Below are 24,449 nucleotides of genomic sequence, written 5' to 3'. Positions count from 1 at the left end.
GCGATCAGTGAAGGTTGCCCGCCGTGCGAGCTTTACGGTACGCGGCGGGCGAATTGCCTGTCCAGGTTTTAAACGCGCGGCTAAAGCAGGCCAAGTCTTCAAAGCTTAATGCTTCGGCAATACTGATGAGCGGCTTTTGACTGCAGGTAAGCGCCTGAACGGCGTAATCGCGCCGATACTCATCTTTAACGGCCTGAAAGTGAGTGCCTTCCTGTTTTAAATGCCGAGCTAATGTGCGCGCTGACATATTCAGTGCTCCGGCGACGCTGTGCACCGTGCCTGCATTGACGAGATCACGTGAAAGGTGTTCCCGCACACGATGCGCCAGCAGGCGATCCGCAAATGAGACGTAAAACCAATCCGCCGGGGCGCGCTTTAAAAAGGCGCCCAGATGTTTTTTGGTTTGACGTATAGGATGATCAAGCCAAGCCCGATCAATATAAATCGCGGTCTGAGGCTTCTCAAAGCGAACAGTGCCAGGATAAAAGTACAAATAGTCAGCGCTGTGTGGCGGCAGGGCGTAGGCACACTCCATTAAAATCGGCGGTATTTTACGTGCAATCATCCATGATGCGATGCCGTGAAAGAGCTTGAGCATCAGCTCATGAATTAAGGTTCTGCTCCCCGCCAAGGGCGCATGCTCTACCAGAGCCATGCGGGCTAGATCTCCTTCCAGCGTAAACACGTAGCCAAAGTCATCAAGCAAAATGCGGAAGAACTGCGTGTAGCGATGCAGCGCCACCTGCAGATTAGGTGCGTCCAGCATCGTTAAACACAGTAGCTTTAACGTGCCACCGCGCAGCGGGCGGGCAAAAAAGCCGGGCGTTTCATCGTCTAATTCATTTACCAACAAACGGTATAGCTCGGCAAACTGCTCAACCGTTACTCGACCGTGAGGCGCGGCGAGTAAAAAGGGCGAGATCCCAGCCCGTTCAAGATAGCGAGTGGGTGGCGTTGCGGTCACTGGTAAGCCTTTAAATAGCTCATTTACAAAATGCATCGAGACGGTAACCGTCACTGGCGGGCTGCCTATGGAAAGAGTCTTATCGACGAATTGTTGTTGTGCATTGGCAAAACGTTACCACGCTGTCAGTTTTCGCTCCATAGGTTCCACCCCCTCGGCGCGCGCATGCGTTACACTGTGCGCCTTATGATTAAGGAGGACTCCGCGTGGCCCTGTTACGACTCGAACAGCTGCAACTCGCCTATGGCACCCATGTACTGCTCAATCGCGCCGATCTGACGGTTGAAAAAGGCGAACGGCTGGCGCTGGTCGGTCGCAACGGCACCGGCAAGTCCACCCTGCTAAAACTGGTAGCGGGCGATATTTTACCCGACGATGGCTCCATCTGGCGCGCCCCTGGTCTCAAAATCGGCGTGCTCGCCCAGGAGTTGCCGGAGTCATCCGGCCTCACTATTTTCGATATGGTCGCCCAAGGGTTGCCCGAAGCCGGTGAGCTGCTCTCTGAGTATGATCATCTTATCAATGATCCTGATCCTGATATGGACCGCATGGCCACGCTGCAAACGCGCCTGGAAGCCATTGACGGCTGGTCGTATCACCAGCGTATTGATACCGTATTAACCCGCTTAGGCTTACCGCCTGAGGCGCAAATGAGCGCGCTTTCCGGCGGCTGGCGGCGGCGCGTAGCGCTTGCCCGCGCGTTAGTCGCTGAGCCTGATTTGCTGCTGCTCGATGAGCCGACTAACCATCTGGACTTAGACACCATTGCCTGGCTAGAAGAGCAGCTGCTGTCGTTTAACGGCGCCGTGCTATTGATTACCCATGACCGGGCATTTTTATCTAAGCTGGCAACCAGTATTCTGGAGCTAGACCGTGGTCAGCTGGGTCGCTATCCCGGTAAGTACGTTGAGTATCAAGCCCGCAAGCAGCACGAGCTTGAAGTTGAAGCGCGTGAGAATGCCGAGTTTGATAAAAAGTTAGCGCAAGAGGAAGTCTGGATTCGTCAGGGCGTCAAAGCGCGGCGTACGCGTAATGAAGGCCGCGTGCGGGCCTTAGAAGCCATGCGCAATGAGCGCAGCCAGCGCCGTGAGCGCCAAGGCAATGCCAACTTGACGGTAGACCGCGGTGAGCGCACCGGTAAGCGTATCGTGGAACTGAAAGGCGTTACCCAGCGGTTTGGTGATGACGTTGTGCTGCGTGGCATGAATCTCGAAATACTGCGTGGCGACCGAATCGGCTTCTTAGGACGCAACGGGGCGGGTAAAACCACGCTGCTGAAAATACTGTTGGGCGAGCTTGAGCCCACCGAGGGCAGCGTTCAGATGGGTACCAATCTGAAGGTGGCTTATTTTGACCAGCTGCGCGCCGGGCTTGAACTAGACAAAACGGTCTACGATAACGTTGCTCAGGGCAGTGATCGGGTGAGCGTTGGCGGTAAAGATCGCCATGTCATGAGCTACCTGCAGGATTTCTTGTTCACGCCTGAGCGGGTACGCCAGCCGGTGAAAGCACTTTCCGGTGGTGAATCCAATCGGCTCCTGCTTGCCAAGCTATTTACCCAGCCTGCCAACGTATTAGTCCTCGATGAGCCCACCAACGACCTCGATATGGAAACGCTGGAGCTGCTTGAAGAGCTGCTGCTCGATTTCGATGGCACGCTGCTGCTGGTATCCCACGATCGTACCTTTATGGACAACGTCGTCACTAGCATGCTGGCTTTTGAAGGTGAGGGCGTGGTGCGTGAATATGTGGGCGGCTACACCGACTGGATTCGTCAGGGCGGTAAGCTACCGCCGGCGCCTTGGGAAGGGGCGGCACGTCAGCGTACTGAACCGACCTCAGAGGTGGCTAAAAAAGCACCTGAAGCCACGGCGGCACCTGCCAAAAAAAGCGTCAAGCTTTCTTACAATTTGCAGCGTGAGTTAGATACGCTGCCCGCTGATATTGAGCGTTTTGAGAGCGAGGTAGAAACGTTAGAGAACGCGATAGGTGACCCAGCGTTTTATCAGCAGGACGCCGACGCCGTCGCGGCTAAGTTGCAGCAGCTAGAAGCCGTGCAAAAGCAGTTAGAAACAGCGATGGAGCGTTGGATGGAGCTTGAGGCAATGGCCGCAGGGGAGTAGGCCCGATAAATTAAAAGGCGCCTCATGGGCGCCTTTTTTGTTCTTGATAAAGCGGGCTTGATTACTCGTCGGTTTTCTCACCTTTCTTGCCGACGCGAACGGCTAAGACATCGCACTGGGCGCCATGAAGTACACCGGTTGAGGTTGAGCCCAGCAGCAGGGCAAAGCCATGGCGGCCGTGGGAGCCTACGACAATCAAATCCACGTCATGGTCTTCGGCAAAGCGATGAATCTCGGTGTCGGGCATACCCACTACCACATGCTGATGGGGTTCAGGCACGTGCGGAGCGGCAATTTCAGCCAAGCGCTTTTTAGCATGCTCATCCAGCTGGTCTTGAATGCTGGTAAGGTCCATCGGGATATCGCCGCCATAGGCAAAACCAAGCGGTTCAAGCGTGTGCATGATGGATATTTTAGCTCGGTCATTACGCTCGGCAATGACGACGGCGCGCTCAAGAATTTTGTGCGAGTCTTTGGTTAGGTCAACGGCAACTAAAATGTGGTGATAGCTCATGGCGTATCTCCTTGGCAGTGGGTTACAAAGGGGCTCTTTGTACGATGATGATGGCCTTTACTTTAGATGGCGTAGCGTTACTTAACAACGACCTATGTCATGGTTTTTTAGGTTAGCTTAGTTAGTGTGGCCTATGTTGAAGGAAATGTAGAGATGGAATGGTTAATTATTGTCGGTATTGCGATGTTTGTCATTGCGCCCGTGATGTGGTTAAAGCCGAGCCCGCGGCAAAAGCGCCACGCGCTGCTTCGCTCGCAGATCGCCCGTCAAGGCGTGACTATTAAGATGGAAAAGCCTCCACTTCATCATTTTAAAGGCACGATGCCTGCTTATCGCTGGCACTATCCACAAGACGACTCCGGGCCGGATTTTCTGCTTGTAAGAGATAGCAATGCCAGCGAGGCATTAGCGCCTTTCCATGCCGGTTGGCGCTGGCGAGTGGCGCCACTGCGCCCATTGCCCGACAGCGCTACGGCGCCTTTAAAAACATTGCTGGAACGCCTGCCACTGGATGCGCTAGTGGTGCAATCTACCGAATATACGTTGACGCTATGGTGGTGGGAGTCGCAAACGGCGGAACGATTTGCGACCTACTTGCCAGAGTTCGAGCAATTAAGAGATGCGCTGCGTGGCTATGCAGATCGGCCCATTACCAGGCCGCTCGGTTTTAAACAGCAGCCTGGCAACAGAGAGGCGAAGCCTCACGACGTGGGCTTGTCTTGAAGAACCTCTTCTTGAGTGCAGTCGACATTAGCATTATTTTTTTCAGGGCAGTTTTCTTCAAGACCGTTTTCTTCAGAGCCATCCTGATCGCGCGCTTGAATTGCCAGTCCGTTTGATTCAATCAGGATCAGCCACTCATCTAGCTGCTGAAGGTTTTCATCCGTTAGGCCTTGCAATATCTCTTTGCGGGCTTCTTTAGCAACGCTGTCAATTTTTTCCAGTAATGGCATAGCGGCAGGCGTTAAATAGATACGCTTGCTGCGTCGATCATTGTCGCAGGCACGCCGCTCAACTAACCCTTGTTCTTCAAGCTGGCCTAGCGTGCGCACCAGTGAAGGTGCCTCCACGCCAATAACCCGGGCAAGATCACACTGGGGATGCCCCTCACCCAAGCGCCACAGGTGATAGAGCGTTACCCAGCGGGTTTGCGTTAAGCCCAGCGGGGCAAGTCGCCGATCTAGGATTGAGCGCCATAGATGTGGCAAACGAGAAAGGCGAAAACCAATAGATGAAGCCATAAGCAACTAGCTACCAATAAGTGTGTATAGGCGAATTGTCATAAGCTACGCCGCTGAATGCAAGATATTGAGTCAATCAATCTGCTTATTCATCCTCGGTATTGTTAGAACTGCCGGGCACGAAATGTCCCAGACGCAATCCACTTAGACCGCTGGGGCGTATTTGTGCATCGGCTTTAGAGGCGATTTGGCTGTCCTCTGAGACTTCAAAACGTATCAAGCCAAGGCGCTGCCCGCTGTCTGTCATAATATCGACGCGCCAATCGCCAGTGGGGTCATCGGGGAAGTTTTGCTTATGACTCCAAGCACGATACCCCTCTTCGCGCCCACCGCTAATGTTTAGTTTCACCACGTCCATGGGCTGACCATTATGATGCCAAGCATGGGTAATGGTTTCACTTAATCCCCTTGGCGCGCGTATGGCCGTATAAACATAAAGTCCGTTTTCACTAATCGCCTGCGGCGTTAGCGTTATTGAACCTTGAGGTAGCCGCTGTTCAATATTGAACGAGGGCGACAGTGCACTGCTGGTCATCCATAAACTGGCAGGCGGTACCCATATGCGGCCTATCCAAGCGCCATAGACGAGTATTAACGTTAGTGCAAAAAACAGGCACCAGCGTTTCAGCGAACGCCGCTTTAATAAATGCCAAAAACTAGGCAGCGCCACCACAATAGTAATGCTAAGTGCTAGCAGCAAGCTCTGACCGGTGGTCAGATGTACCATGATAGGCAGTGTGACCAGCAACACTAGAAACACGCACAGGGCATGAAACATAAAGTAGAGGCTGCGCCAGCGTTCGGCTACTTTGAAATATAGCGGATCGATGATAGACAACAAGGACATGCCGCCAACCAATATCGCAAAGAGCGTTTGCCCACTATTCCAAACCGTTGTGACTAAAATAAACGGCAGCGTAAAGAAAAGCGTTTCTTGGTGAATCATCTGTGCAATAAACGTGGCCACGCCCCGAGGCGGCGTGGGGTGGCCTCGGTGAGATAGCCAGCGACTGATTAACCCTTCTGATAATAGCAATGTCCAGGCGAACAGTAGCCCAAGCGCCAACGCCGCGCCTAGCCACTGCTGACGATCTACTAGAAAAAAGCTTCCCAGGCCTGCGGCAAAGGCCATCGGCGGCCATAACCAGCTCCAAGGCTTTATGCGTACGACAATACTTTCAATACGCCGCTGAGCCGAGGCAATGCGAGAAGGCGTGAGCAGTGTGCCCATACAAGGTAACCTGGATGATGAAAGATGGGTGATTCTAACAGTCTGCCGGGCTTAGCGCTGATCTACTGCGAATCCCGGCCTGGATTAATTGATTTATTAGCCGAAAGTCAGGGCTTGACGTGCTTAGGCATCTCAACCAAGCTAAGGTAATCAAACGGCCGTATGAAAATCGTATAAAAGTGTGGCAGGTTCTCTTTTCAGAGCCAGCCCGAAAAGTGGAGAGAACGCGGATGATCTACCAAGGCAATGCCATCACGGTGACACGTCGTGACACCCCTAGCGGGAATGATATCGCAATGCTCACTTTCGATTTGAAGGATGAGTCCGTCAATAAGCTTTCTAGCGCTGTTGTCGCGGAGCTCGCTGACGCGGTGAAGGCTATTCAGGCTGAAAACAGCTTGAAAGGCTTAGTCATCGCTAGTGGTAAAGACGCATTTATCGTAGGCGCCGATATCACCGAGTTCCACACCCTTTTTGATAAAGGCGAAGAATACCTCGTCGAGATGAACCTTAAGGTTCACGATATTTTTAACGCGATTGAAGACCTGCCTTTCCCGACAGTCACGGCGGTCAACGGGCTGGCGCTTGGCGGCGGTTGTGAGGTTCTGCTGACCACCGATTTTCGTGTGATGAGTGAAACCGCCAAGATCGGCCTTCCAGAAACTAAGCTAGGTATACTGCCCGGGTGGGGAGGCTGCGTTCGTTTGCCTCGTTTGATCGGCGCAGACAATGCCATTGAGTGGATTGCAGGTGGCACCGAAAACCGCGCCGATGCGGCGCTTAAAGTAGGTGCTGTCGATGCGGTTGTCACTGCGGAACAGTTAGAAGAAGCGGCGTTCGACATTCTAGACCGTGCCAATACCGGCGAGCTGGATTACCAAGCACGCCGTCTGGAAAAAACCAGCCCGCTGAAGCTTAACCCCATTGAGCAGATGATGGCGTTTGAAACCGCTAAGGGCTTTGTTGCCGGAAAAGCCGGGCCGCATTATCCCGCGCCGGTTGAATCCATCAAAGTCATTCAGAAAGGGGCGGGTGAAGAGCGTGGCCGTGCCCAGGCAATTGAAGCCAAAGCGTTCGCCAAGCTTGCACTGAGCAGCGTGGCGTTCAACTTGGTAGGCCTATTTCTTAATGACCAAGTGGTTAAAAAGAAAGCCAGCCGTTATGAGAAACAGGCACAGCCGGTGAAACAAACGGCGGTGCTGGGTGCCGGCATTATGGGCGGCGGTATCGCTTATCAGAGCGCGTCTAAAGGCACGCCCATCCTGATGAAAGACATCAAGGATGACGCGATTGAGCTAGGCCTGAAAGAAGCGCGCAAGCTATTTGCCAAGCAGGTCGAGCGTAAAAAGCTAACGATTGAGCAGATGGCGGAGAAACTGACCAATATTCGACCAACGCTCTCCTATGGTGATTTTGGGAACGTTGATCTCGTTGTCGAAGCGGTGGTTGAAAACCCCAAGGTAAAAGGCGCGGTGCTAGCTGAAGTTGAAGATGCGGTGAGCGAAAACACCATTCTGACTTCTAATACATCAACGATTTCGATTAATCGACTGGCAGAGAATCTTAAGCGTCCAGAAAACTTCTGCGGTATGCACTTTTTTAACCCCGTTCACCGCATGCCGCTGGTGGAAGTGATTCGTGGTGAAAAGACGACTGATGCCGCCGTGGCAGCCACCGTGGCCTATGCGCGCGCGATGGGAAAAACGCCGATTGTGGTTAACGACTGCCCCGGTTTCTTAGTTAATCGCGTGCTGTTTCCGTATTTCGGCGGCTTTAGTTTTCTGGTCGAGCAGGGCGCTGACTTCCAGCACGTTGATAAAGTGATGGAGAAGTTCGGTTGGCCTATGGGTCCGGCTTATTTGCTTGACGTGGTGGGCTTAGACACCGCCGTACACGCCAATGACGTCATGGCCGAAGGCTTCCCTGATCGCATGGCGCGTGATGGCAAAACCGCTATCCAGGTCATGTATGACAATGACCGCCTGGGTCAAAAGAACGACAAAGGTTTTTACGCTTACGAGGAAGACAAAAAAGGTAAGCCTAAGAAAGTAACCGATGAAGCCGCTTACGCGCTGATTAAAGAGGTGGTGAAAGAGCATAAGGAATTTTCTGACGAAGACATCATTGCGCGCATGATGGTGCCGCTGTGCTTGGAAACCGTACGCTGTTTGGAAGATGGCATTGTCGCGACGCCAGCGGAAGCCGATATGGCGCTGATTTATGGCATCGGCTTCCCACCGTTCCGCGGTGGCGCGCTGCGCTACATTGACGCCATGGGCGTGGCAGCGTTCGTCAAATTGGCAGAAGGCTTGGCTGACGAGCTGGGGCCGCTGTACGCGCCCACCGACAAGCTGCGTCAGATGGCGCAAAGCGGCGAATTATTCTATTCCAGCGATAAGCCGGCCAACCAAGCCTAACCACCACGCATAGGAGATAAAAGATGAGTTTGAGTCCGAGAGATATTGTGGTGGTTGACGGTGTTCGTACCGCCATGGCGAAAGCCAAGCATGGTGCTTTTCGCAACGTTCGCGCTGAGAACCTATCCGCTGCTGCGATGCAGGCGCTGTTTACCCGCAACCCCAACCTAGACCCGTCAGAAGTAGACGATGTGATCTGGGGCTGTGTGAACCAAACGCTTGAGCAGTCGATGAATATTGCTCGTAACGCAGCAATAATGACCGGCATTCCTCGCTCGGTTCCTGCGCAAACGGTAAACCGTCTGTGCGGTTCTTCAATGACGGCCCTACACATTGCCGCTGCGAATATTAAAGCGGGCATGGGCGATTTCTTCATCATCGGCGGCGTTGAACACATGGAGCATGTGCCCATGGCACACGGCGTTGATGTAAACCCGGCGGCCAGTAAGTACGCGGCCAAAGCGGCGATGATGATGGGGTTAACTGCCGAACTGCTGGGCAAAATGCACGGCGTCTCGCGGGAAGAGCAGGATAAGTTCGGCGTGCGCTCCCATCAGCGCGCCCAGGCGGCGATGGAAAAGGGCTATTTTGATAATGAGATTATCGGCGTAGAAGGCCATGATCAGCGGGGCTTTAAAGTGATGGTGACGCGTGACGAGGTTATTCGTGGCGACTCCACCCTCGAATCTATGGCGAACCTGAAACCCGTGTTTGATCCACGTAACGGCACCGTCACGGCGGGCACCTCATCGGCGTTGTCTGTCGGTGCTTCAGCGATGGCGGTTATGAGCTATGAACGTGCGCAGGCGCTTGGTTTAACGCCCATCGCCCGTGTGCTATCAACCGGTGTGGCTGGTTGCGATGCATCGATTATGGGCTATGGCCCGGTGCCCGCATCGAAGAAGGCGCTTAAAGCAGCGGGCCTGTCGTCCGCGGATATTGAAACCGTTGAGCTTAACGAGGCATTTGCTGCTCAAGGCATTCCGGTACTCAAGGACTTAGGCTTTCTGGATGCGCTTGACGATAAGGTCAATCTCAACGGCGGCGCTATTGCGCTAGGCCATCCGTTAGGCTGCTCAGGCTCACGCATTTGCACCACGCTGCTTAACGTCATGCAGCAGCGTGATACGACCCTGGGCCTCGCTACCATGTGTATTGGCATGGGGCAGGGTGTAGCCACAGTGTTTGAACGGCTGAAATGAAGGCTAGGCCAGCATCAGCGCATTGTTAGTTTCAAACCAAACGGCACCGTATCAGGTGCCGTTTTTATTTTAAAGCGTCGTTATTTAAACGAATTTTTCATTCGGGTTGAAAGGCCGTGCGATGAAAGTTAGCCGCCGCTTCAACTTCTGCAATACCACAGGTGTCGGGCACAGGAACGGTATTGCCGGCTAGTACTGCCAGCACGGCTCGGGTGCCGTTGGCTAATGATTCCAGGTTGTAGCCACCCTCTAATACAAAAACTAAGCGGCCCTCACAGTGCTGCTCTGCCAGTTGTTGCATGAAACCGGTTAGCGCGCCAAATCCTGCGTAGGAAACGTTAAGTGCTAAATCGTGCCAGTGAGGATCAAAGCCCGCAGACACTAAAATAATGTCGGGCTTAAACCACGCTGCAGCCGGTGCCAGAATGTCACGAAATGCTTTGAGATATGCTTCATCGCCGGCACCCGCGGGCAGAGGAACGTTAATAGTGGTGCCTTCGCCTAACCCCGCACCGACTTCTTCAAGATGACCTGAGCCTGGGTAGAAAGGCGCGGCGCGATGTATGTCGAAAAACATCACGTCGGGTTCTGCCCAAAAGATATCCTGAGTACCGTTGCCGTGGTGAGCATCCCAATCGACGATCAGTACGCGTTCACAGCCCAGTGCCGCTCGCGCATGCGCAGCCGCAACGGCCACATTATTAAACAAGCAAAACCCGCGCGCGCGAACGGGCTCCGCGTGATGCCCAGGTGGACGTACGAGTGCAAACGCACTTTTAGCGCGCTTTTCCATCACGGCTTCTACCGCCGCAATCGCCGTACCCGCCGCGACTTCAGCCGCATCTACGCTGCCCGGCGAAACGGCCGTGGTATCGACATCCAGCCAGGCATTTTTACCGCGTAAGCTGAAAATGTCGGTTAAGTAAGACGTGGTATGCACCCTGGCGAGCTGTTCATGGGTGGCCGCTTTGCCGCCTTCGATTTTAAGTCCTTCGATGGGCGCTTTTTCAAGCAGCTCTTGGATAGCGGTTAACCGCCCAGGGTGTTCAGGATATTTCCACGGCCCCGGAAGGCCTGCCAGCAGGTTCCTAACTCTTTTGTCGATTCGATGGGGCAAGAACTCGGCGTCGATATTCGGTTCGTGAGCAAGTACGCGATCATCATATAAAGCAATGACATTGTGCATAATGGCTACCTAGAATGCGTGCATTGGATAATAGCGGTTGTGCGAACAGAGAATAGTAACGTCGTCCTATCCTGCAATGCGCACGAAATGCTTACTGACAGTAAGGCAGGCTAGGCGGGGTTATTCAATGCCACTTTCAGCGTTAAGTGCTGGGCTAATGCAGTTTTTTCTACTAGATAGGCAAATGCTTGTGTGAAGAGACTTGATTGAAGATGCTTTTAAAGGAGTCAGTGTTTGTAAAAAGCTATCTATCATAATCCGGCGTGCGGCACCTTGTGTAACACGCTAGTGATGACGGGCATTATGAAAACGCCAATTGAAGCGATGCTTCTATCGCTGGGCAGTGGTCGACCTACTCAGGGCAAAAGCCTGGCGGCAGTTAGCGCTTCTATAACCTAATCCTCACGAATGGCTCGGGCCAGCATGTCGGTTAGGGGTTTAGCTATGTAGCTTGAAAAGCTTCTTTCGCCGGTGCGCAGCATCACTTCGGCCGGCATGCCAGCGAGTAGCTTCATGGACTCAGTCATATTTTCTTCGCCCGAGGTGGTAACGCGCAGGCGCACTTTGTAATAACGTGCCCGGGTAGCCTCGTCCTCAAAGCTATTGGCACTCACGTGGATGACTTCGCCATCGATGACATTGGATAGGCGTTGGTTAAAGGCACTAAAACAAAAATAAAGCCTGCGAGCTGTTCATTCAGCCTCGCAGGCTTTTTCTTGGAGTGGCCAGATCTGGAAAATACGCAAAGGAAAAATTGTCATATTGAAATATGTCCATTACTCTAGACATATGGAAATTAAAAACGCTACCGATAGTTTTGCCGCGCTGTCTCAAGGTACGCGCCTTGAGGTGTTTCGGCTGCTTGTACGTCATGAACCCGAAGGCCTTCCTGCGGGTGACATTGCCCGTCAGCTATCTGTGCCACATAACACGATGTCTGCACATCTTTCGGTGCTATCGCGGGCGGGTTGGATTGTATCGCGTAGGCAGGGCCGATCAATTATTTACCGCGCCAGTCTGAGGCACATGCAGCAAACGATTAACTTTCTGATTCATGATTGCTGTGCAGGCCATCCAGACGTGTGTGAGCCGTTTTGGGCGACATTCAATGAATGTTCCATCAATGAAGGTCAGGAGTGAAAGGCGTTGAATACGACGATTTACCACAACCCCGCGTGCGGCACCTCCCGTAATACGCTAGCAATGCTCGAAGCCTCAGGCGAGACGCCTGAAGTGGTCGAGTATCTCAAGACACCGCTGAGTCGTGAACGACTAGTTGAGCTGATTTCAATGATGGCGATTGCTCCGCGAGAGTTGTTGCGTCGTAAGGGCACTCCGTTTGAAGAGCTCAATCTAGAAAATCTAGCGTTAAGCGATGATCAGCTGATAGACGCCATGATCGCGTACCCAATTCTGATCAATCGCCCGATTGTCGTTACAGCTAAAGGCGCAAGGCTGTGTCGGCCTTCAGAGTGCGTACTCGATTTATTGGCTAGCCCGGCGGCGATATTTACTAAAGAAGACGGTGAGGTTGTGCGCGTAGAGTAAAAGCTCTGATAAATCACTCGACTTATCGTGCAAGTGCTTATTCGATACGCGCTGAAAGCGCAAAGATTCCCCATGGGGCTAAACAAACACTCACTGACGAAGGTCATTCCATGTTGGCACTAGCTATTTTTGTCATCACTCTGGTTCTGGTGATATGGCAGCCTAAAGGGCTGGGTATCGGTTGGAGTGCGCTGGGCGGTGCTCTAATCGCATTGCTTGTGGGGGTAGTGCATTTATCCGATATCGCCGTGGTATGGGATATTGTCTGGGATGCGACCTTCACCTTTGTAGCGTTAATCATCATTTCCCTGCTTCTAGACGAGGCGGGATTTTTTGCCTGGGCGGCGTTACATGTTGCGCGCTGGGGCAATGGGCGCGGGCATTTTCTCTTCCCGTTAGTCGTTATACTGGGTGCAATCATTGCAGCATTCTTTGCTAACGATGGCGCGGCCTTACTGCTAACACCCATTGTGATCGCTATCTTGTTACGCCTTAACTTTGAGCCGCCTGCGGCATTCGCCTTCATTATTGCAACGGGTTTTGTCGCCGATACCGCAAGCCTGCCGCTGGTGATCTCCAATCTTGTGAATATTGTTAGTGCCAACTACTTTGATATCGGCTTTGATCGTTATGCTGCGGTTATGGTGCCGGTCAACCTAGTGTCGCTGGCGGCAACGATGATCGTTCTCTGGATTGCGTTTGGTCGCCGCATTCCTACACGTTATAGCGTCGAAAATCTTGATGTGCCGGTTTCAGCCATCAAGGATCCCCTCGTATTTCGCGTAGCATTCCCATTGCTAGCGGTGCTGCTTATTGCCTATTTTGTGACTGCCCCGTTAGGAATTCCCATCGCGTTTGTGACGGGAACGGGTGCTGTCCTGTTGATGGCTATTGCCGGACGTTGGTGGCAAGCGGGTCGGGGGGCAGTCGTTTCCGTAACGGGTGCGCTGCGCGGTGCCCCTTGGCAGATAGTATTGTTCTCAATCGGCATGTATCTCGTTGTCTACGGCCTGGGTAATGCAGGGCTGACGAATTATGGCGCTTTGGCGCTTGAGTGGCTGGCGCAGCAGGGTGACTTTATCGCCACTTTAGGCACCGGCTTCCTTTCCGCCACTATGGCCTCGGTAATGAACAATATGCCCTCGACACTGGTGGGGGCGCTGGCGATTGAACAGGCGAAATTGCCGGCGGGAACTCAGGAGTTAATGATCTACGCTAACGTCATTGGTAATGATCTGGGGCCAAAATTCACCCCCATCGGCAGTCTCGCTACCCTGCTATGGCTGCACGTGCTAGCGGGCAAGGGATACAAAATTGGCTGGGGCCAGTACATGAAGATTGGCTTATTGATTACGCCGCCAGTACTGTTGGCGGCCTTGATCGCCCTGGCTTTATGGCTGCCCATGCTGCCCGCCGCGTAAGCATATAGTGCTTACTATGGCGAGACTGCTAGAGTGAAGACACTACTTAAATGTTTTAACATGGCGAGTGTCTTAACGCTGAGAGCTGATCATGCCTAGTAAGACATCTATCAACATTTTTTACGACGCGCAGTGTCCGCTTTGCCGTAAAGAGCGGCGCCGCTATGAGCGTTGGTTAGGGCAAGAGGCGGATGACATCGGCTGGCTTGATGTCAGCGAGAATGAGCAGGCGCTAAGAGATAAGGGCGTTGATCCTGCCATGGCGCTGCGCTCGCTGCATATCGAAACTGCGCAGGGCGAGCTGATAGAAGGCATTGATGCCTATCGTGTACTAATGAAGCGTATTTCATTACTGGTGCCTGTCGCCTGGGTTCTTGGCCTGCCAGGAATAAAACCGGGCGTTCGTGCCTTTTACGATAGGTGGGTAAAACGCCGCCTACAAAAACAGGGCCGCTGGCCCACTTAAGCACTAGCATAGGATGCCTGGCAATGCAGCGAAGTTCACTACGGATGTGGGTGGTAGGAATAGGGGGGAGCCTGATGTTAGCAGGCTGTGCCGGCGGGCAGCGTCCGGCGCCTTCCCCCATTCAGCCCGAGAGTGAGGCGCCGCAAACCACCGCGCAGCCTGTGCCAAGCGAGACGGGCATGAATACGATGCCCGTTACCGGGATGGCAAGTGACTGGGTGCCGCCTCTGTTTATCAGCCCAGAAGAGGAGGCGTCCTACTACGTTAGCCGTTTAGCGGATAGGCGCTTTGTGACCAGCTACGGTGGCTATGGTGACCGGCGGCCTTATTATATTGCCGCCGAGCGTTTGGGCGAAATAGGTCTTCCCGCGATTTCTTTGCTGTTTACTCGTTTGAATACTGCCGACCCGTATGAGCTGACGCTGGCGCTCTATGCGCTGCAGCTCGCTACGCAGGACCCGCAACTTATGGTTCGAACCAGCGGTGAGTATATTCAGCTGGGAGTGGTGCTAGACCCTGCATATAACGCTGATAACGTCGCTATCGCCCAGCAGTGGTGGCAACGTCACTCAATGCAGCTTGATCGCTAATACGCCACTATTATTAAGATTATTCAGGAGAGAACGATGGCCTTTGCACTTTCAACCATGCAAGTTACCAGCGCAGCTTTTGCTAATCACCAAGCGGTTCCTTCCAAACACTCCGGTGAAGGTGAAGATGTTTCTCCTGCGCTAGCTTGGCAAGATGCCCCTGAAGGAACTAAAGGATTTGCAGTGATATGCCACGATCCGGACGCCCCTTTGGTTAAGGAAGGCAGCTATGGCTTTATTCACTGGGTGCTCTACAACTTACCTGGAGATATTCAAGAATTAACGGAGAACACGGCCGTGGGCACCGCAGGCGTGAATGATCGCGGCAATAGCGGCTACTGTGGCCCGATGCCCCCAGAAGGGCATGGCCAACATCTCTACTATTTCTGGGTGCTGGCGTTAGATCATCAAACGTCGCTTCCAGCAGGGCTAACCCAAGCTGAGTTGCTCAACGAGATAGAGCCACACCTGCTGGGCATGAATCGCTTGGTAGGTACTTACCAGCGCGATTGATTTGCTAGCGGCTGGACATTTTGCGTAGGCCGTGTAGGCTCCATCGCTTTCTGAATCCCTATACACGAGAGCTTATATGCGCTCTCGTGTTTGCTGAGTGATGGAGTCGTCTGATGAGTGATCTTCCTAACTGTCCTGCCTGTGCCTCTGAATTTAGCTACGATGATGGGCTGCAATACGTGTGCCCGGAGTGCGGTCACGAGTGGTCAAAGGTAGCAGAAGAAGAGAGCGCTGATGACGCATCCGGCGTGCGTGATGCCAATGGCAATGCGTTGGCCGATGGCGATAGCGTAACGGTGATTAAGGATTTAAAAGTAAAAGGCAGCTCACTGGTCGTTAAGGTAGGCACAAAAGTCAAAAGCATCCGCCTGGTAGAAGGTGATCATGACATCGATTGTAAAATTGATGGCATCGGTCCGATGAAGCTGAAATCTGAGTTTGTTAAAAAGGCCTAAGCTCACTGCTTCCAAATGTTATTAAAAAATAGCCTCTTGATTTCAAGAGGCTATTTTTTTACTCCCAATCATCTGGTAGCCATGCTGAGCATTGCGTTCCGAAGGTCATGTGCAAAACCATGGGTGAGTGTAAAAGACACTAATAGCTTTTTTAAATGATAATGATTGTTGTTTTTGATGCTATCAGCGCCGAACGTGCTTATATTTCGCGCAAATTGCTAACCATTTTGCTCAAGGGCTTCACATCAAATTTATACAGGACTAAAATGGTCCTCAATTGACGTGGCGTTCATTTGATCGGCTGCGTGTTAAGTACATGAAGGGGAGTGACATGCTCAAGCTTTCTCGGCTGACAGACTATGCCGCTGTGGTGATGGCGCAAATTGCCCGTCACTCTCAGGCATCGCATGCAGCGGCAGAGTTAGCGGATGCCGTGCAGTTGCCACACCCGACGGTGAGCAAAACGCTCAAAATGCTGGTGCGCGCCGGTTTACTTGTGTCCCAGCGAGGATCGCAAGGCGGCTATCGCCTAGCGCGACCGGCGTCGCAGATTACCGCCGCTGACATTATTGCGGCCATCGAAGGCCCTGTCGCCATGACCGAATGCAGTCAGGCAGAAGGCGACTGCGAACTTGTGGCTACTTGCGGTGTGGCAGACAACTGGCAGCGGGTTTCACTGGCAATGCGAACGTTGCTAGAAAGCGTAACGCTCGCACATCTGGCTGATACAGCGCCGATCAAACTGCCGGTGCAACTGCCTATTCAAACGATCAGCCTGTCGACAGCGCCTGCTTCTTATTAGCGGCGTAAAACAGGCCTTACTCATTTTGACGGCGAGCCGAACTCGCCACCCAACTGCCCGGAGGGTATCACCATGGCAAGCGAAGAAATGGAACAGTTGGTTCGTCGCGAATACAAAGATGGTTTTGTAACGGATATTGAAAGCGACACCCTGCCACCTGGCCTTGATGAAAATACCATCGCCTTTATTTCGAATAAAAAGGGCGAGCCGGAATGGATGCTGGAGTGGCGCCTTGATGCCTATCGCCAGTGGTTGAAGATGAAAGCTCCTTCCTGGGCACATCTTGATTATCCGCCGATTGACTACCAGTCGATCTCCTATTTCAGTGCGCCAAAACGCCCTGAAGATGGCCCGCAGAGTTTGGATGAGGTAGATCCCAAGCTGCTCGAAACCTATGAAAAGCTGGGTATTCCGCTGCATGAGCGCGCCGCGCTTGCTGGCGTTGCGGTAGACGCGGTGTTTGACTCCGTTTCCGTCACCACAACGTTCAAAAAAGAGCTGGGCGAAGCGGGCGTTATTTTCTGCTCGATTTCAGAAGCCATTCGCGACTACCCAGAGCTGATCAAACAGTATTTGGGCACGGTCGTTCCCGTGGCGGACAACTATTTTGCGGCGCTGAACTCAGCGGTGTTTACCGATGGCTCCTTTGTGTTTGTTCCTGAAGGCGTCACTTGCCCGATGGAGCTGTCTACCTACTTCCGTATTAACGCGGCTAACACCGGCCAGTTTGAACGCACTCTGATTATTTGTGAAAGCCGCGCACAAGTGTCGTATTTAGAAGGTTGCACCGCGCCGATGCGCGATGAAAACCAGCTTCACGCGGCAGTCGTAGAGCTTGTTGCGCTGGATGATGCTTATATCAAATATTCCACCGTGCAGAACTGGTATCCCGGCGATGAAAATGGCGTAGGCGGTATTTATAACTTTGTCACTAAGCGTGGCGATTGCCGCGGTGATCGTTCACGGATTAGCTGGACGCAGGTCGAGACCGGCTCCGCGATTACCTGGAAATACCCTTCCTGTATGCTGCGCGGCAAAGACAGTATCGGCGAGTTTTATTCCGTGGCAGTGACTAACGGTCGCCAGCAGGCGGATACCGGCACCAAGATGGTTCACATTGGCGAAGGCAGCCGTTCTTATATCGTCGCTAAAGGCATTTCGGCGGGCAAGAGCAACCAATCCTATCGAGGTCTGGTTAAAATCGGGCCACGTGCCAAAGGCGCGCGTAACTTTACCCAGTGTGATTCTTTGCTGATCGGTGATAAGTGCGGAGCGCATACTTTTCCTTACCAGGAAATTGGCAACAGCACGGCGACCATTGAGCACGAAGCGACCACATCAAAAATTGGTGAAGATCAGCTGTTCTACTGCAAGAGCCGCGGTATTTCAGAAGAAGATGCGGTGAGCATGATCGTCAATGGTTTCTGTAAAGACGTTTTCCAAGAGCTGCCCATGGAGTTCGCTGTAGAAGCCGAAGCGCTGCTGAACGTGACCCTGGAAGGCGCAGTTGGCTAAGCGTCTCGCTGTTCATCCTAGTTAATTTATGAGTGTCGCCGCGGCGACTCGCCAGAATCAAAAGGTAATCAATATGTTGCAAGTGAAAGATTTACACGTCACCGTCGAAGACAAAGAAATTCTTAAAGGCCTCACCCTAACCATTAACGCGGGTGAAGTGCACGCTATCATGGGGCCGAACGGCGCGGGTAAATCGACACTGTCGGCAGTTATCGCCGGTAAAGACGGCTACGAAGTTACCCAGGGTACGATTACTTTTGAAGGCAAAGATGTGCTGGAAATGGAGATTGAGGAGCGTGCCCAGGCCGGCCTGCTGTTGGGTTTCCAGTATCCGGTTGAGATTCCAGGGGTTAAAAATATTTACCTGCTGAAGTCTGCTCTGAATGCCCAGCGTGTCGCGCGCGGTGAAGGTGAAATGCCTGCACCTGAGTTCATGAAGCTAGTGAAAGAGAAGCTAGGCTTTATGAAAATGGATGCAAGCTTCCTGCAGCGCGCCGTTAACGAAGGCTTTTCGGGCGGCGAGAAAAAGCGCAACGAGATTCTGCAAATGCTGGTGCTCCAGCCCAAGCTTGCCATGCTGGATGAAATAGACTCAGGTCTCGATATCGATGCGATGAAGGTCGTCGCCGATGGCGTCAACAGCATGCGAGCTGACGATCGCGCCATCTTGCTGGTCACGCATTATCAGCGCCTGCTTGATTACATCGTGCCTGATAAAGTTCACGTCTTGGTCGATGGTCGCATCGTGAAAACCGGCGACGCTGAGCTGGCCAAGCAGCTTGAGGCCAACGGCTATGAAGGTATCGAGGAGTCTGTTGCATGAGCGATACACAAATCTTTTTAGATACGCTGAAGGCGCGCAGCGCTCGCTATAAAGCGGAGCCGACGTGGATTGCTGCCCGTCGCCAGGCCGGCGCTGCGCGCTTTGAAGCGCTGGGCTTTCCTACCCGCCGTGATGAAGAATGGAAGTATACGGATGTGCGCTCAATTGCGCAGGGCAACTTTGCGCTTGCGGATAATGCTGAGTTCTCACAAGCCAGTGCCGCTGCCCTGACGCTGCCAATTGATGCCTACCGCTTGACCTTCGTTGACGGCGTTTTTTCGTCAGCACTGTCGGACGTTGGATCGCTGCCCTCAAGCGTGCAGGTGCTGCCGCTTTCCAAAGCACTTGCTGAAAATCATGAAGCGGTAGGTGGCCCGCTTGGCCGTCTCACTGGCGTGGATTTTTCACCCTTTGCTGCGCTGAACACGGCGTTTATGGAAGAGGGCGCGGTGGTACGTATTGCGCCGGGAACGATCGTTGAGAAGCCGATTCTTCTACAGTTTCTGTCTCGTGCGGGTAAACCGGTCATGAGTCATCCTCGAGTGCTGGTTACAGCCGGTGGCCGTAGCGAAGCGACGCTGATTGAGCACTACGCAGGCGAAAGCGATGCGGCTAACTTCACTAACGTGGTTGCCGAACTCATGCTTGATCGTGGCGCGATAATGGCGCATTACAAGCTTCAAGAAGCGCCGCTGGGTGATCTGCACGTGGCGAGCATTCACGTCGAGCAGGCGCGCGATACGCGCTATACCTCCTACAACTTGAGCCTGGGCGGTGCGCTGGTGCGTAACGACCTCATCAGTGATTTGAATGGTGAAGGGGCAGAAACCAATTTCTATGGCTTGTTCTTTGGACAGGGTCGTCAGCACGTCGACAACCACACCAAGGTTAACCACAATGCGCCGCTGACGTTCTCTAATGAGAACTACAAGGGTATTTTGGACGACCGCGCCCACGGCGTATTTAACGGCAAAGTGTATGTGAAGCGCGATAGTCAAAAAATTGAAGGCTTTCAGAGCAATAAAAACCTGCTGCTGTCTGATCGCGCTCACATTGATGCCAAGCCTGAGCTTGAAATCTACGCTGACGACGTTAAGTGCTCTCACGGCACGACCACGGGCCAGCTGGATGAAGATGCTATTTACGCACTGCGCACGCGCGGTATTGATGAAGCCACGGCGCGTGGACTGTTGACGCTCGCGTTTGCCGGTGAAGTGCTGGACAAAGTAACCCTGGATGAGATTGCAGAGCGCGTCGAGCTAGCCGTTGCCGGTAAGCTACCAGAGCGCTTCAATCTTGCTGGGCTTGTTGAAGCCGCCGTCGCACTCAACGACTAGTTCAACCACTCGCTTAACCACCCGCTCTCAAGGGCTATACCAGGAGTGATTGATGCCACATACCGTTACTGAGTCTACGCGTGTGAAAGCGCCGTTTGATGTCATGCGACTGCGTCAAGATTTTCCAATCCTGACGCGTCAGGTGCATGGCAAGCCGCTGATCTATCTAGATAACGCGGCGACGAGTCAGACGCCTCAGTCGGTGATTGACGTGTTTAGCGATTACTACTCACGCTATAACGCCAATATTCACCGCGGGTTGCACACGCTAGCTGATGAGGCGACGGCGGCGTTTGAAGGCACTCGTCACCGGGTGAAGGGATTTCTTAACGCGGAAGATGCGCGTCAGATTATCTTTACTCGCGGCACGACCGAGGCGATCAATTTAGTCGTTCAGAGCTGGGGGCGTAAGCATCTTGCCCCTGGCGATGAAGTGCTGATTTCCATGTTGGAGCATCATTCTAATATTGTGCCCTGGCAACTGCTGGCCGCTGAGATTGGCTTTACCATTAAGGTCATTCCCGTTGAAGCCAATGGCGCGCTGGATATGGCAGCCTACCGCGCACTGCTCAGTGAGCGCACCCAGCTTGTTGCTGTTAATCACGTGTCCAATGCGTTTGGAACTATTAATCCCGTGCAGGAAATGGCCGCGTTAGCCCATCAGCATGGCGCGCTCATTTTAATTGACGGCGCCCAGGCTACGCCTCACCAATTGGTCGATGTGCAGGCGATCGATGCCGACTTCTATGCCTTTTCGGGCCACAAAGTTTATGGGCCAACCGGCGTAGGCGTGCTGTACGGTAAGCAGGCGCTGCTGGAGGCCATGCCCCCTTGGCAGGGCGGCGGTGAGATGATTCAGTCCGTCTCGTTTGATGCGGGTACAACCTTTGCTGCTATTCCGCATAAATTTGAAGCGGGTACGCCGGCTATTGCCGAAGTCATCGCTCTTGGCAAAGCGCTGGAGTGGATTGAGAGCGTTGGCATCACGGCCATTGGCGCGTGGGAAGGGCAGCTTCTCGATCACGCTACGCAAGCCGTTGGCTGTATTGATGGGCTACGTATTTTAGGCACTGCGCCTCAAAAAGCCGGCGTACTTTCGTTTGTTGTCGACGGCGCACACTCCCAAGATATTGGCCTGCTGATTGACCAGCTGGGCGTCGCTATTCGTACGGGCCACCACTGCGCGCAGCCGCTACTCGCCCATTTTGGCGTTGATGCTACCTGCCGTGCTTCCTTTGCTGCGTATAATACGCTGGAAGAAGTGGATCGCTTTATTGAAGCACTCAACCGTGTCATTGGTATGGTGCGTTAAGGCCAGTTCTTTAAGGATAGTTATGGATCTTGAGCAAGTCGCGAGCCTCGAACGAGGCCAACAGTTGCCACTACAGCGTGATGTGGATGCCATTGCCATACCGTTTGGTAAAACGGAAACGCTGGCCGAAGATAGCATCGTGAGCGTAATGCAAGCGAAAGGCAGCTCGGTGAGCGTCGGTTTTGAGGGGCGACTCTATCTGGTCGAAGGAAGCAATTTAGACGCTTTAGGACTTGAGGCGTTGCCGCGCCCGTCGCTGCCAGACACAGCGTCTGAGGAAGAGATCGAGCAATTTGTGTGGGATCAGCTGCGGACCTGTTTCGATCCTGAAATCCCCGTGAATATCGTTGATTTAGGGCTGGTTTACGGGTGCCGTATTGATCGGCTAATCAGCGGCGAGCGCATTGCCACTATTCGCATGACGCTGACCGCTCCCGGCTGTGGTATGGGTGATGTGATTGCTGCCGACGCGAGAAATAAAATTCTTGGCGCACCGCAGATTAGCAAAGTGCACACTGAGATTGTCTTCAGCCCTCCTTGGAGCCGTGACATGATGAGTGACGAGGCCAAGCTTGAACTCGGCATGTTTTAATTTCGGCTGGGGCGCTGGATGTATAACGCGTTGTTGAAAGCAATTAAGCGCTTATTAATGTCGCTAGGAGCGCTTTTGCTGCTGGCGGCATTGCTGTTTATAGCCGGTAATTTATGGGTGGTCACCACCACCGCCGCTTATATTGAGCAGCAGCCTCTGCAGTGCCGACCTGACAAAGTGGGCATTGTGTTTGGCACGTCTCACTGGACGCGCAGTGGCGTTCGCAATCCTCACTTTCACGCGCGTATGCGCACCGCTGCTGCCTTAATTGAACAGTCTCAGGTCGAGCATTTGCTGCTGTCAGGTGATAATCGCACCAAGGCCTATAATGAGCCGCGGGCAATGTGGCGCGATCTTCATCGGCGCGGCGTCGCGGCGGAACGGCTTACCATGGATTTTGCAGGCTTTAGCACCTATGACACGCTGGCGCGCGCACGCGATGTGTTTCAGTTAGATAAAGCGCTGCTGATTACCCAAAGCTGGCATCTACCGCGTGCGGTGTTTATTGGCCGTGCACTCGGGATGGACGTGACTGGGTGTGTGGCCGATGATCCAACGGCAGGGGTTGAGTGGGGTTTGAAGGTGCGAGAGTGGGCGGCGCGCGTGGCCACCCTAGGGGATCTTTATATCTGGAACAGGCAGCCTTATTTTCTGGGATCGCCGGAGCCCATTAGGTTGCCAAAAAGGACGTTAATAGACCTTATCCTACCGTCGTTAGACGAGCGCTTGATAAGCCCTAGCCTCAAACCTTAGCGGTGCGTTTTTCGCTTTTGCAGCGCATACAGCTCGCGAATCAGTTTACGGCAGCCTTGCATGGCCTCATCAATCACGGGTTCGATTGGGTCGGGTAGCGGATGGGTAAAGAGTGATGAGAGAGCCTGCATCAATACCCGCTCTTGCTCTAATAGCTCATTGATCAATACCTGGCTGTCGTTGCCAACAAAGCTTTTCAGGCGACTCCATAGCCACAGAAAATCATCGCGTTCAACGTCCGCATCACGCGGCAGCATTTTTAGATGCGCACGGGCAAGATCCTGCAGTGTACGCATTTGCTTGAGCCGCGCAGTATAGTGCGGCTTTAAAGCGTCGCGTAGTGATGGGCGCAGGCGTTCGATATTATCTTGGAAATAATCAATGCTATCGGCCAGCGCTTCCAATACGCTGTCCATCGCCACTTGGCGATTATCGAGAAACATGAGCGTCTACCTCCTTCGGTGACGCCGATTGTGGGGGTGGCAGCGATGATTTGCCACCCCAAAACGGATTATTTTTGTATTTCCACCTTAGCCTTTAGGCTTGGGTGGGGCTTTACGTACTGGAACCGCATTTTTTTCAATATGCTCAATGATCATTCCCGCAATATCTTTACCGGTAGCGTTCTCAATACCCTGTAATCCGGGCGAAGAGTTAACTTCCATAATCACGGGCCCATGGTTTGAGCGCAGTAAGTCAACGCCCGCCACCCGCAGTCCCATGGCTTTCGCCGCACGGATAGCTGTCGAGCGCTCTTCCGGAGTAATCCGAATCACGCTGGCGGTGCCGCCGCGGTGTAAGTTGGATCGAAACTCCCCGTCAGCCGCTTGGCGTTTCATAGTCGCTACGACCTTATCGCCGATCACAAAGCAGCGAATATCGGCGCCGCGTGCTTCCTTAATGTACTCCTGCACCATGATATTGGCTTTCATACCCATGAAAGCCTGAATGACCGATTCAGCGGCCTGATTGGTTTCGGCGAGTACCACGCCTATGCCCTGGGTGCCTTCGAGTAATTTAATCACCAGCGGCGCGCCTTTCACCATGGTGATTAAGTCAGGAATGTCATCAGGTGAGTGCGCAAAGCCAGTAATCGGCAGGCCCAGCCCTTTGCGCGACAGCAGCTGCAGTGAGCGTAGCTTATCGCGTGAGCGGGTAATCGAGACGTTATCGTTGATAACGTAGGTGCCCATCATTTCAAACTGGCGTAGCACCGCGCAGCCGTAAAAGGTCACCGATGAACCGATGCGAGGAATCACCGCATCAAACGGCTCGATCTCTTCGCCTTTATAGTGAATGGATGGGTGGTGCGAGGTAATGCTCATATAGCAGCGTAGCGTGTCCACTACGCGTGCGGTATGCCCACGCTGCTCTGCGGCTTCAATGAGGCGGCGGGTCGAGTACAGATTGCGGTTGCGCGAAAGCAGGGCGATATGCATGTAAA

Annotated in this window: 26 protein-coding genes; 18 read left to right on the top strand and 8 right to left on the bottom strand. The window is 53.3% G+C overall.

Going from position 1 to position 24,449, the window contains the following annotated elements; genetic code table 11:
• Positions 1–4: 4 nt before the first annotated feature.
• The gene (locus KUO20_RS09905; protein WP_235039719.1) at positions 5–1,018 is read right to left on the bottom strand and encodes an AraC family transcriptional regulator; all 1,014 of its coding nucleotides are present in this window, start codon (positions 1,016–1,018) and stop codon (positions 5–7) included.
• Between the two features lie 152 nt (positions 1,019–1,170).
• Between KUO20_RS09905 and KUO20_RS09900 the strand changes: the two genes are divergently transcribed.
• Positions 1,171–3,087 carry an ATP-binding cassette domain-containing protein gene (locus KUO20_RS09900; protein ID WP_235039718.1) on the top strand — a complete coding sequence of 639 codons (1,917 nt, stop codon included), beginning with the start codon at positions 1,171–1,173 and terminating at the stop codon, positions 3,085–3,087.
• 61 nt (positions 3,088–3,148) lie between these two features.
• Here KUO20_RS09900 and KUO20_RS09895 read toward each other — a convergent pair whose 3' ends face one another.
• Positions 3,149–3,601 (bottom strand): universal stress protein, encoded by a 453-nt coding sequence (locus KUO20_RS09895; RefSeq protein ID WP_235039717.1) that lies wholly within the window; start codon positions 3,599–3,601, stop codon positions 3,149–3,151.
• A gap of 153 nt (positions 3,602–3,754) precedes the next feature.
• Here KUO20_RS09895 and KUO20_RS09890 point away from each other — a divergent pair, with 153 nt between their 5' ends.
• Complete coding sequence (locus KUO20_RS09890) at positions 3,755–4,324, top strand: preprotein translocase subunit YajC (RefSeq protein WP_235039716.1); 570 nt, start codon at positions 3,755–3,757, stop codon at positions 4,322–4,324.
• Here KUO20_RS09890 and slyA read toward each other — a convergent pair.
• Positions 4,303–4,842: a transcriptional regulator SlyA gene (gene slyA, locus KUO20_RS09885; RefSeq protein WP_235039715.1), complete on the bottom strand. Its 540-nt coding sequence runs from the start codon at positions 4,840–4,842 to the stop codon at positions 4,303–4,305. The genes KUO20_RS09890 and slyA overlap by 22 nt on opposite strands.
• An 85-nt stretch (positions 4,843–4,927) precedes the next feature.
• Positions 4,928–6,073 (bottom strand): DUF5924 family protein, encoded by a 1,146-nt coding sequence (locus tag KUO20_RS09880; RefSeq protein WP_235039714.1) that lies wholly within the window; start codon positions 6,071–6,073, stop codon positions 4,928–4,930.
• 230 nt (positions 6,074–6,303) lie between these two features.
• On the opposite strand from KUO20_RS09880, the gene fadB reads away from it, so the two are divergent.
• Both fadB and fadA read left to right on the top strand, forming a co-directional pair.
• Positions 6,304–8,490, top strand: a complete 2,187-nt coding sequence (gene fadB, locus KUO20_RS09875) for a fatty acid oxidation complex subunit alpha FadB (RefSeq protein WP_235039713.1) — start codon at positions 6,304–6,306, stop codon at positions 8,488–8,490.
• A 23-nt stretch (positions 8,491–8,513) separates the two neighbouring features.
• Complete coding sequence (gene fadA / locus KUO20_RS09870) at positions 8,514–9,692, top strand: acetyl-CoA C-acyltransferase FadA (RefSeq protein WP_235039712.1); 1,179 nt, start codon at positions 8,514–8,516, stop codon at positions 9,690–9,692.
• Between the two features lie 97 nt (positions 9,693–9,789).
• Here fadA and KUO20_RS09865 read toward each other — a convergent pair whose 3' ends face one another.
• Both KUO20_RS09865 and KUO20_RS09860 read right to left on the bottom strand, forming a co-directional pair.
• Positions 9,790–10,878, bottom strand: a complete 1,089-nt coding sequence (locus tag KUO20_RS09865; protein WP_235039711.1) for a histone deacetylase family protein — start codon at positions 10,876–10,878, stop codon at positions 9,790–9,792.
• A gap of 395 nt (positions 10,879–11,273) precedes the next feature.
• Positions 11,274–11,492: a beta-barrel domain-containing protein gene (locus KUO20_RS09860; protein WP_235039710.1), complete on the bottom strand. Its 219-nt coding sequence runs from the start codon at positions 11,490–11,492 to the stop codon at positions 11,274–11,276.
• A 175-nt stretch (positions 11,493–11,667) separates the two neighbouring features.
• Between KUO20_RS09860 and KUO20_RS09855 the strand changes: the two genes are divergently transcribed.
• The 14 genes from KUO20_RS09855 to KUO20_RS09790 all read left to right on the top strand — a co-directional run bounded on the left by KUO20_RS09855 (position 11,668) and on the right by KUO20_RS09790 (position 23,005).
• Positions 11,668–12,018, top strand: a complete 351-nt coding sequence (locus KUO20_RS09855) for an ArsR/SmtB family transcription factor (RefSeq protein WP_235042460.1) — start codon at positions 11,668–11,670, stop codon at positions 12,016–12,018.
• A 6-nt stretch (positions 12,019–12,024) separates the two neighbouring features.
• The gene (gene arsC, locus KUO20_RS09850; protein ID WP_235039709.1) at positions 12,025–12,426 is read left to right on the top strand and encodes an arsenate reductase (glutaredoxin); all 402 of its coding nucleotides are present in this window, start codon (positions 12,025–12,027) and stop codon (positions 12,424–12,426) included.
• 110 nt (positions 12,427–12,536) lie between these two features.
• Positions 12,537–13,847 (top strand): arsenic transporter, encoded by a 1,311-nt coding sequence (locus KUO20_RS09845; protein WP_235039708.1) that lies wholly within the window; start codon positions 12,537–12,539, stop codon positions 13,845–13,847.
• A gap of 91 nt (positions 13,848–13,938) precedes the next feature.
• Positions 13,939–14,313, top strand: a complete 375-nt coding sequence (locus KUO20_RS09840) for a thiol-disulfide oxidoreductase DCC family protein (RefSeq protein ID WP_235039707.1) — start codon at positions 13,939–13,941, stop codon at positions 14,311–14,313.
• Positions 14,314–14,336: 23 nt separating this feature from the next.
• Positions 14,337–14,903, top strand: coding sequence for a hypothetical protein (locus KUO20_RS09835; RefSeq protein WP_235039706.1), 567 nt, complete (start codon positions 14,337–14,339; stop codon positions 14,901–14,903).
• A 36-nt stretch (positions 14,904–14,939) separates the two neighbouring features.
• Complete coding sequence (locus tag KUO20_RS09830) at positions 14,940–15,416, top strand: YbhB/YbcL family Raf kinase inhibitor-like protein (RefSeq protein ID WP_235039705.1); 477 nt, start codon at positions 14,940–14,942, stop codon at positions 15,414–15,416.
• 113 nt (positions 15,417–15,529) lie between these two features.
• Positions 15,530–15,871: a zinc ribbon domain-containing protein YjdM gene (locus KUO20_RS09825; protein WP_235039704.1), complete on the top strand. Its 342-nt coding sequence runs from the start codon at positions 15,530–15,532 to the stop codon at positions 15,869–15,871.
• 331 nt (positions 15,872–16,202) lie between these two features.
• On the top strand, positions 16,203–16,673 hold the full coding sequence (locus KUO20_RS09820) for an SUF system Fe-S cluster assembly regulator (protein WP_235039703.1): 471 nt from the start codon (positions 16,203–16,205) through the stop codon (positions 16,671–16,673).
• 72 nt (positions 16,674–16,745) lie between these two features.
• Entirely contained in the window at positions 16,746–18,188 is a 1,443-nt protein-coding gene (gene sufB, locus KUO20_RS09815; protein WP_235039702.1) for a Fe-S cluster assembly protein SufB, read from the top strand.
• Between the two features lie 73 nt (positions 18,189–18,261).
• Positions 18,262–19,011 carry a Fe-S cluster assembly ATPase SufC gene (gene sufC, locus KUO20_RS09810; RefSeq protein WP_235039701.1) on the top strand — a complete coding sequence of 250 codons (750 nt, stop codon included), beginning with the start codon at positions 18,262–18,264 and terminating at the stop codon, positions 19,009–19,011.
• The gene (gene sufD / locus KUO20_RS09805; RefSeq protein WP_235039700.1) at positions 19,008–20,348 is read left to right on the top strand and encodes a Fe-S cluster assembly protein SufD; all 1,341 of its coding nucleotides are present in this window, start codon (positions 19,008–19,010) and stop codon (positions 20,346–20,348) included. Before sufC ends, sufD begins: the two co-directional genes overlap by 4 nt.
• Before the next feature lie 52 nt (positions 20,349–20,400).
• On the top strand, positions 20,401–21,660 hold the full coding sequence (locus KUO20_RS09800) for a cysteine desulfurase (RefSeq protein WP_235039699.1): 1,260 nt from the start codon (positions 20,401–20,403) through the stop codon (positions 21,658–21,660).
• Between the two features lie 22 nt (positions 21,661–21,682).
• Positions 21,683–22,252 carry a putative Fe-S cluster assembly protein SufT gene (gene sufT / locus KUO20_RS09795; protein WP_235039698.1) on the top strand — a complete coding sequence of 190 codons (570 nt, stop codon included), beginning with the start codon at positions 21,683–21,685 and terminating at the stop codon, positions 22,250–22,252.
• Positions 22,253–22,270: 18 nt separating this feature from the next.
• A complete protein-coding gene (locus KUO20_RS09790; RefSeq protein ID WP_235039697.1) occupies positions 22,271–23,005 on the top strand; it encodes a SanA/YdcF family protein in 735 nt (244 codons plus the stop codon).
• Here the strand turns inward: KUO20_RS09790 and KUO20_RS09785 are convergent.
• Both KUO20_RS09785 and rimK read right to left on the bottom strand, forming a co-directional pair.
• Positions 23,002–23,448 carry a hypothetical protein gene (locus KUO20_RS09785; RefSeq protein ID WP_235039696.1) on the bottom strand — a complete coding sequence of 149 codons (447 nt, stop codon included), beginning with the start codon at positions 23,446–23,448 and terminating at the stop codon, positions 23,002–23,004. The genes KUO20_RS09790 and KUO20_RS09785 overlap by 4 nt on opposite strands.
• Positions 23,449–23,535: 87 nt before the next feature.
• Positions 23,536–24,444, bottom strand: coding sequence for a 30S ribosomal protein S6--L-glutamate ligase (rimK, locus tag KUO20_RS09780; protein ID WP_235039695.1), 909 nt, complete (start codon positions 24,442–24,444; stop codon positions 23,536–23,538).
• Positions 24,445–24,449 lie beyond the last annotated feature (5 nt).

The organism is Vreelandella profundi (assembly GCF_019722725.1).
GTDB classification, from domain to species: Bacteria; Pseudomonadota; Gammaproteobacteria; order Pseudomonadales; family Halomonadaceae; genus Vreelandella; species Vreelandella profundi.
This window is presented reverse-complemented; position numbering and strand designations above follow the sequence as displayed.

What these genes read in the sequence shown, in the direction of transcription:
- sufB (WP_235039702.1), top strand. Translation starts at nt 16,746, where the DNA reads ATGGCAAGCGAAGAAATGGAACAGTTGGTTCGTCGCGAATACAAAGAT.
- KUO20_RS09845 (WP_235039708.1), top strand. Translation starts at nt 12,537, where the DNA reads ATGTTGGCACTAGCTATTTTTGTCATCACTCTGGTTCTGGTGATATGG.
- KUO20_RS09880 (WP_235039714.1), bottom strand. Translation starts at nt 6,073, where the DNA reads ATGGGCACACTGCTCACGCCTTCTCGCATTGCCTCGGCTCAGCGGCGT.
- sufD (WP_235039700.1), top strand. Translation starts at nt 19,008, where the DNA reads ATGAGCGATACACAAATCTTTTTAGATACGCTGAAGGCGCGCAGCGCT.
- fadA (WP_235039712.1), top strand. Translation starts at nt 8,514, where the DNA reads ATGAGTTTGAGTCCGAGAGATATTGTGGTGGTTGACGGTGTTCGTACC.
- rimK (WP_235039695.1), bottom strand. Translation starts at nt 24,444, where the DNA reads ATGCATATCGCCCTGCTTTCGCGCAACCGCAATCTGTACTCGACCCGC.
- KUO20_RS09825 (WP_235039704.1), top strand. Translation starts at nt 15,530, where the DNA reads ATGAGTGATCTTCCTAACTGTCCTGCCTGTGCCTCTGAATTTAGCTAC.
- KUO20_RS09820 (WP_235039703.1), top strand. Translation starts at nt 16,203, where the DNA reads ATGCTCAAGCTTTCTCGGCTGACAGACTATGCCGCTGTGGTGATGGCG.
- KUO20_RS09785 (WP_235039696.1), bottom strand. Translation starts at nt 23,448, where the DNA reads ATGTTTCTCGATAATCGCCAAGTGGCGATGGACAGCGTATTGGAAGCG.
- sufC (WP_235039701.1), top strand. Translation starts at nt 18,262, where the DNA reads ATGTTGCAAGTGAAAGATTTACACGTCACCGTCGAAGACAAAGAAATT.
- KUO20_RS09855 (WP_235042460.1), top strand. Translation starts at nt 11,668, where the DNA reads ATGGAAATTAAAAACGCTACCGATAGTTTTGCCGCGCTGTCTCAAGGT.
- KUO20_RS09840 (WP_235039707.1), top strand. Translation starts at nt 13,939, where the DNA reads ATGCCTAGTAAGACATCTATCAACATTTTTTACGACGCGCAGTGTCCG.
- KUO20_RS09890 (WP_235039716.1), top strand. Translation starts at nt 3,755, where the DNA reads ATGGAATGGTTAATTATTGTCGGTATTGCGATGTTTGTCATTGCGCCC.
- KUO20_RS09835 (WP_235039706.1), top strand. Translation starts at nt 14,337, where the DNA reads ATGCAGCGAAGTTCACTACGGATGTGGGTGGTAGGAATAGGGGGGAGC.
- KUO20_RS09865 (WP_235039711.1), bottom strand. Translation starts at nt 10,878, where the DNA reads ATGCACAATGTCATTGCTTTATATGATGATCGCGTACTTGCTCACGAA.
- KUO20_RS09830 (WP_235039705.1), top strand. Translation starts at nt 14,940, where the DNA reads ATGGCCTTTGCACTTTCAACCATGCAAGTTACCAGCGCAGCTTTTGCT.
- KUO20_RS09790 (WP_235039697.1), top strand. Translation starts at nt 22,271, where the DNA reads ATGTATAACGCGTTGTTGAAAGCAATTAAGCGCTTATTAATGTCGCTA.
- fadB (WP_235039713.1), top strand. Translation starts at nt 6,304, where the DNA reads ATGATCTACCAAGGCAATGCCATCACGGTGACACGTCGTGACACCCCT.
- KUO20_RS09895 (WP_235039717.1), bottom strand. Translation starts at nt 3,601, where the DNA reads ATGAGCTATCACCACATTTTAGTTGCCGTTGACCTAACCAAAGACTCG.
- slyA (WP_235039715.1), bottom strand. Translation starts at nt 4,842, where the DNA reads ATGGCTTCATCTATTGGTTTTCGCCTTTCTCGTTTGCCACATCTATGG.
- sufT (WP_235039698.1), top strand. Translation starts at nt 21,683, where the DNA reads ATGGATCTTGAGCAAGTCGCGAGCCTCGAACGAGGCCAACAGTTGCCA.
- KUO20_RS09800 (WP_235039699.1), top strand. Translation starts at nt 20,401, where the DNA reads ATGCCACATACCGTTACTGAGTCTACGCGTGTGAAAGCGCCGTTTGAT.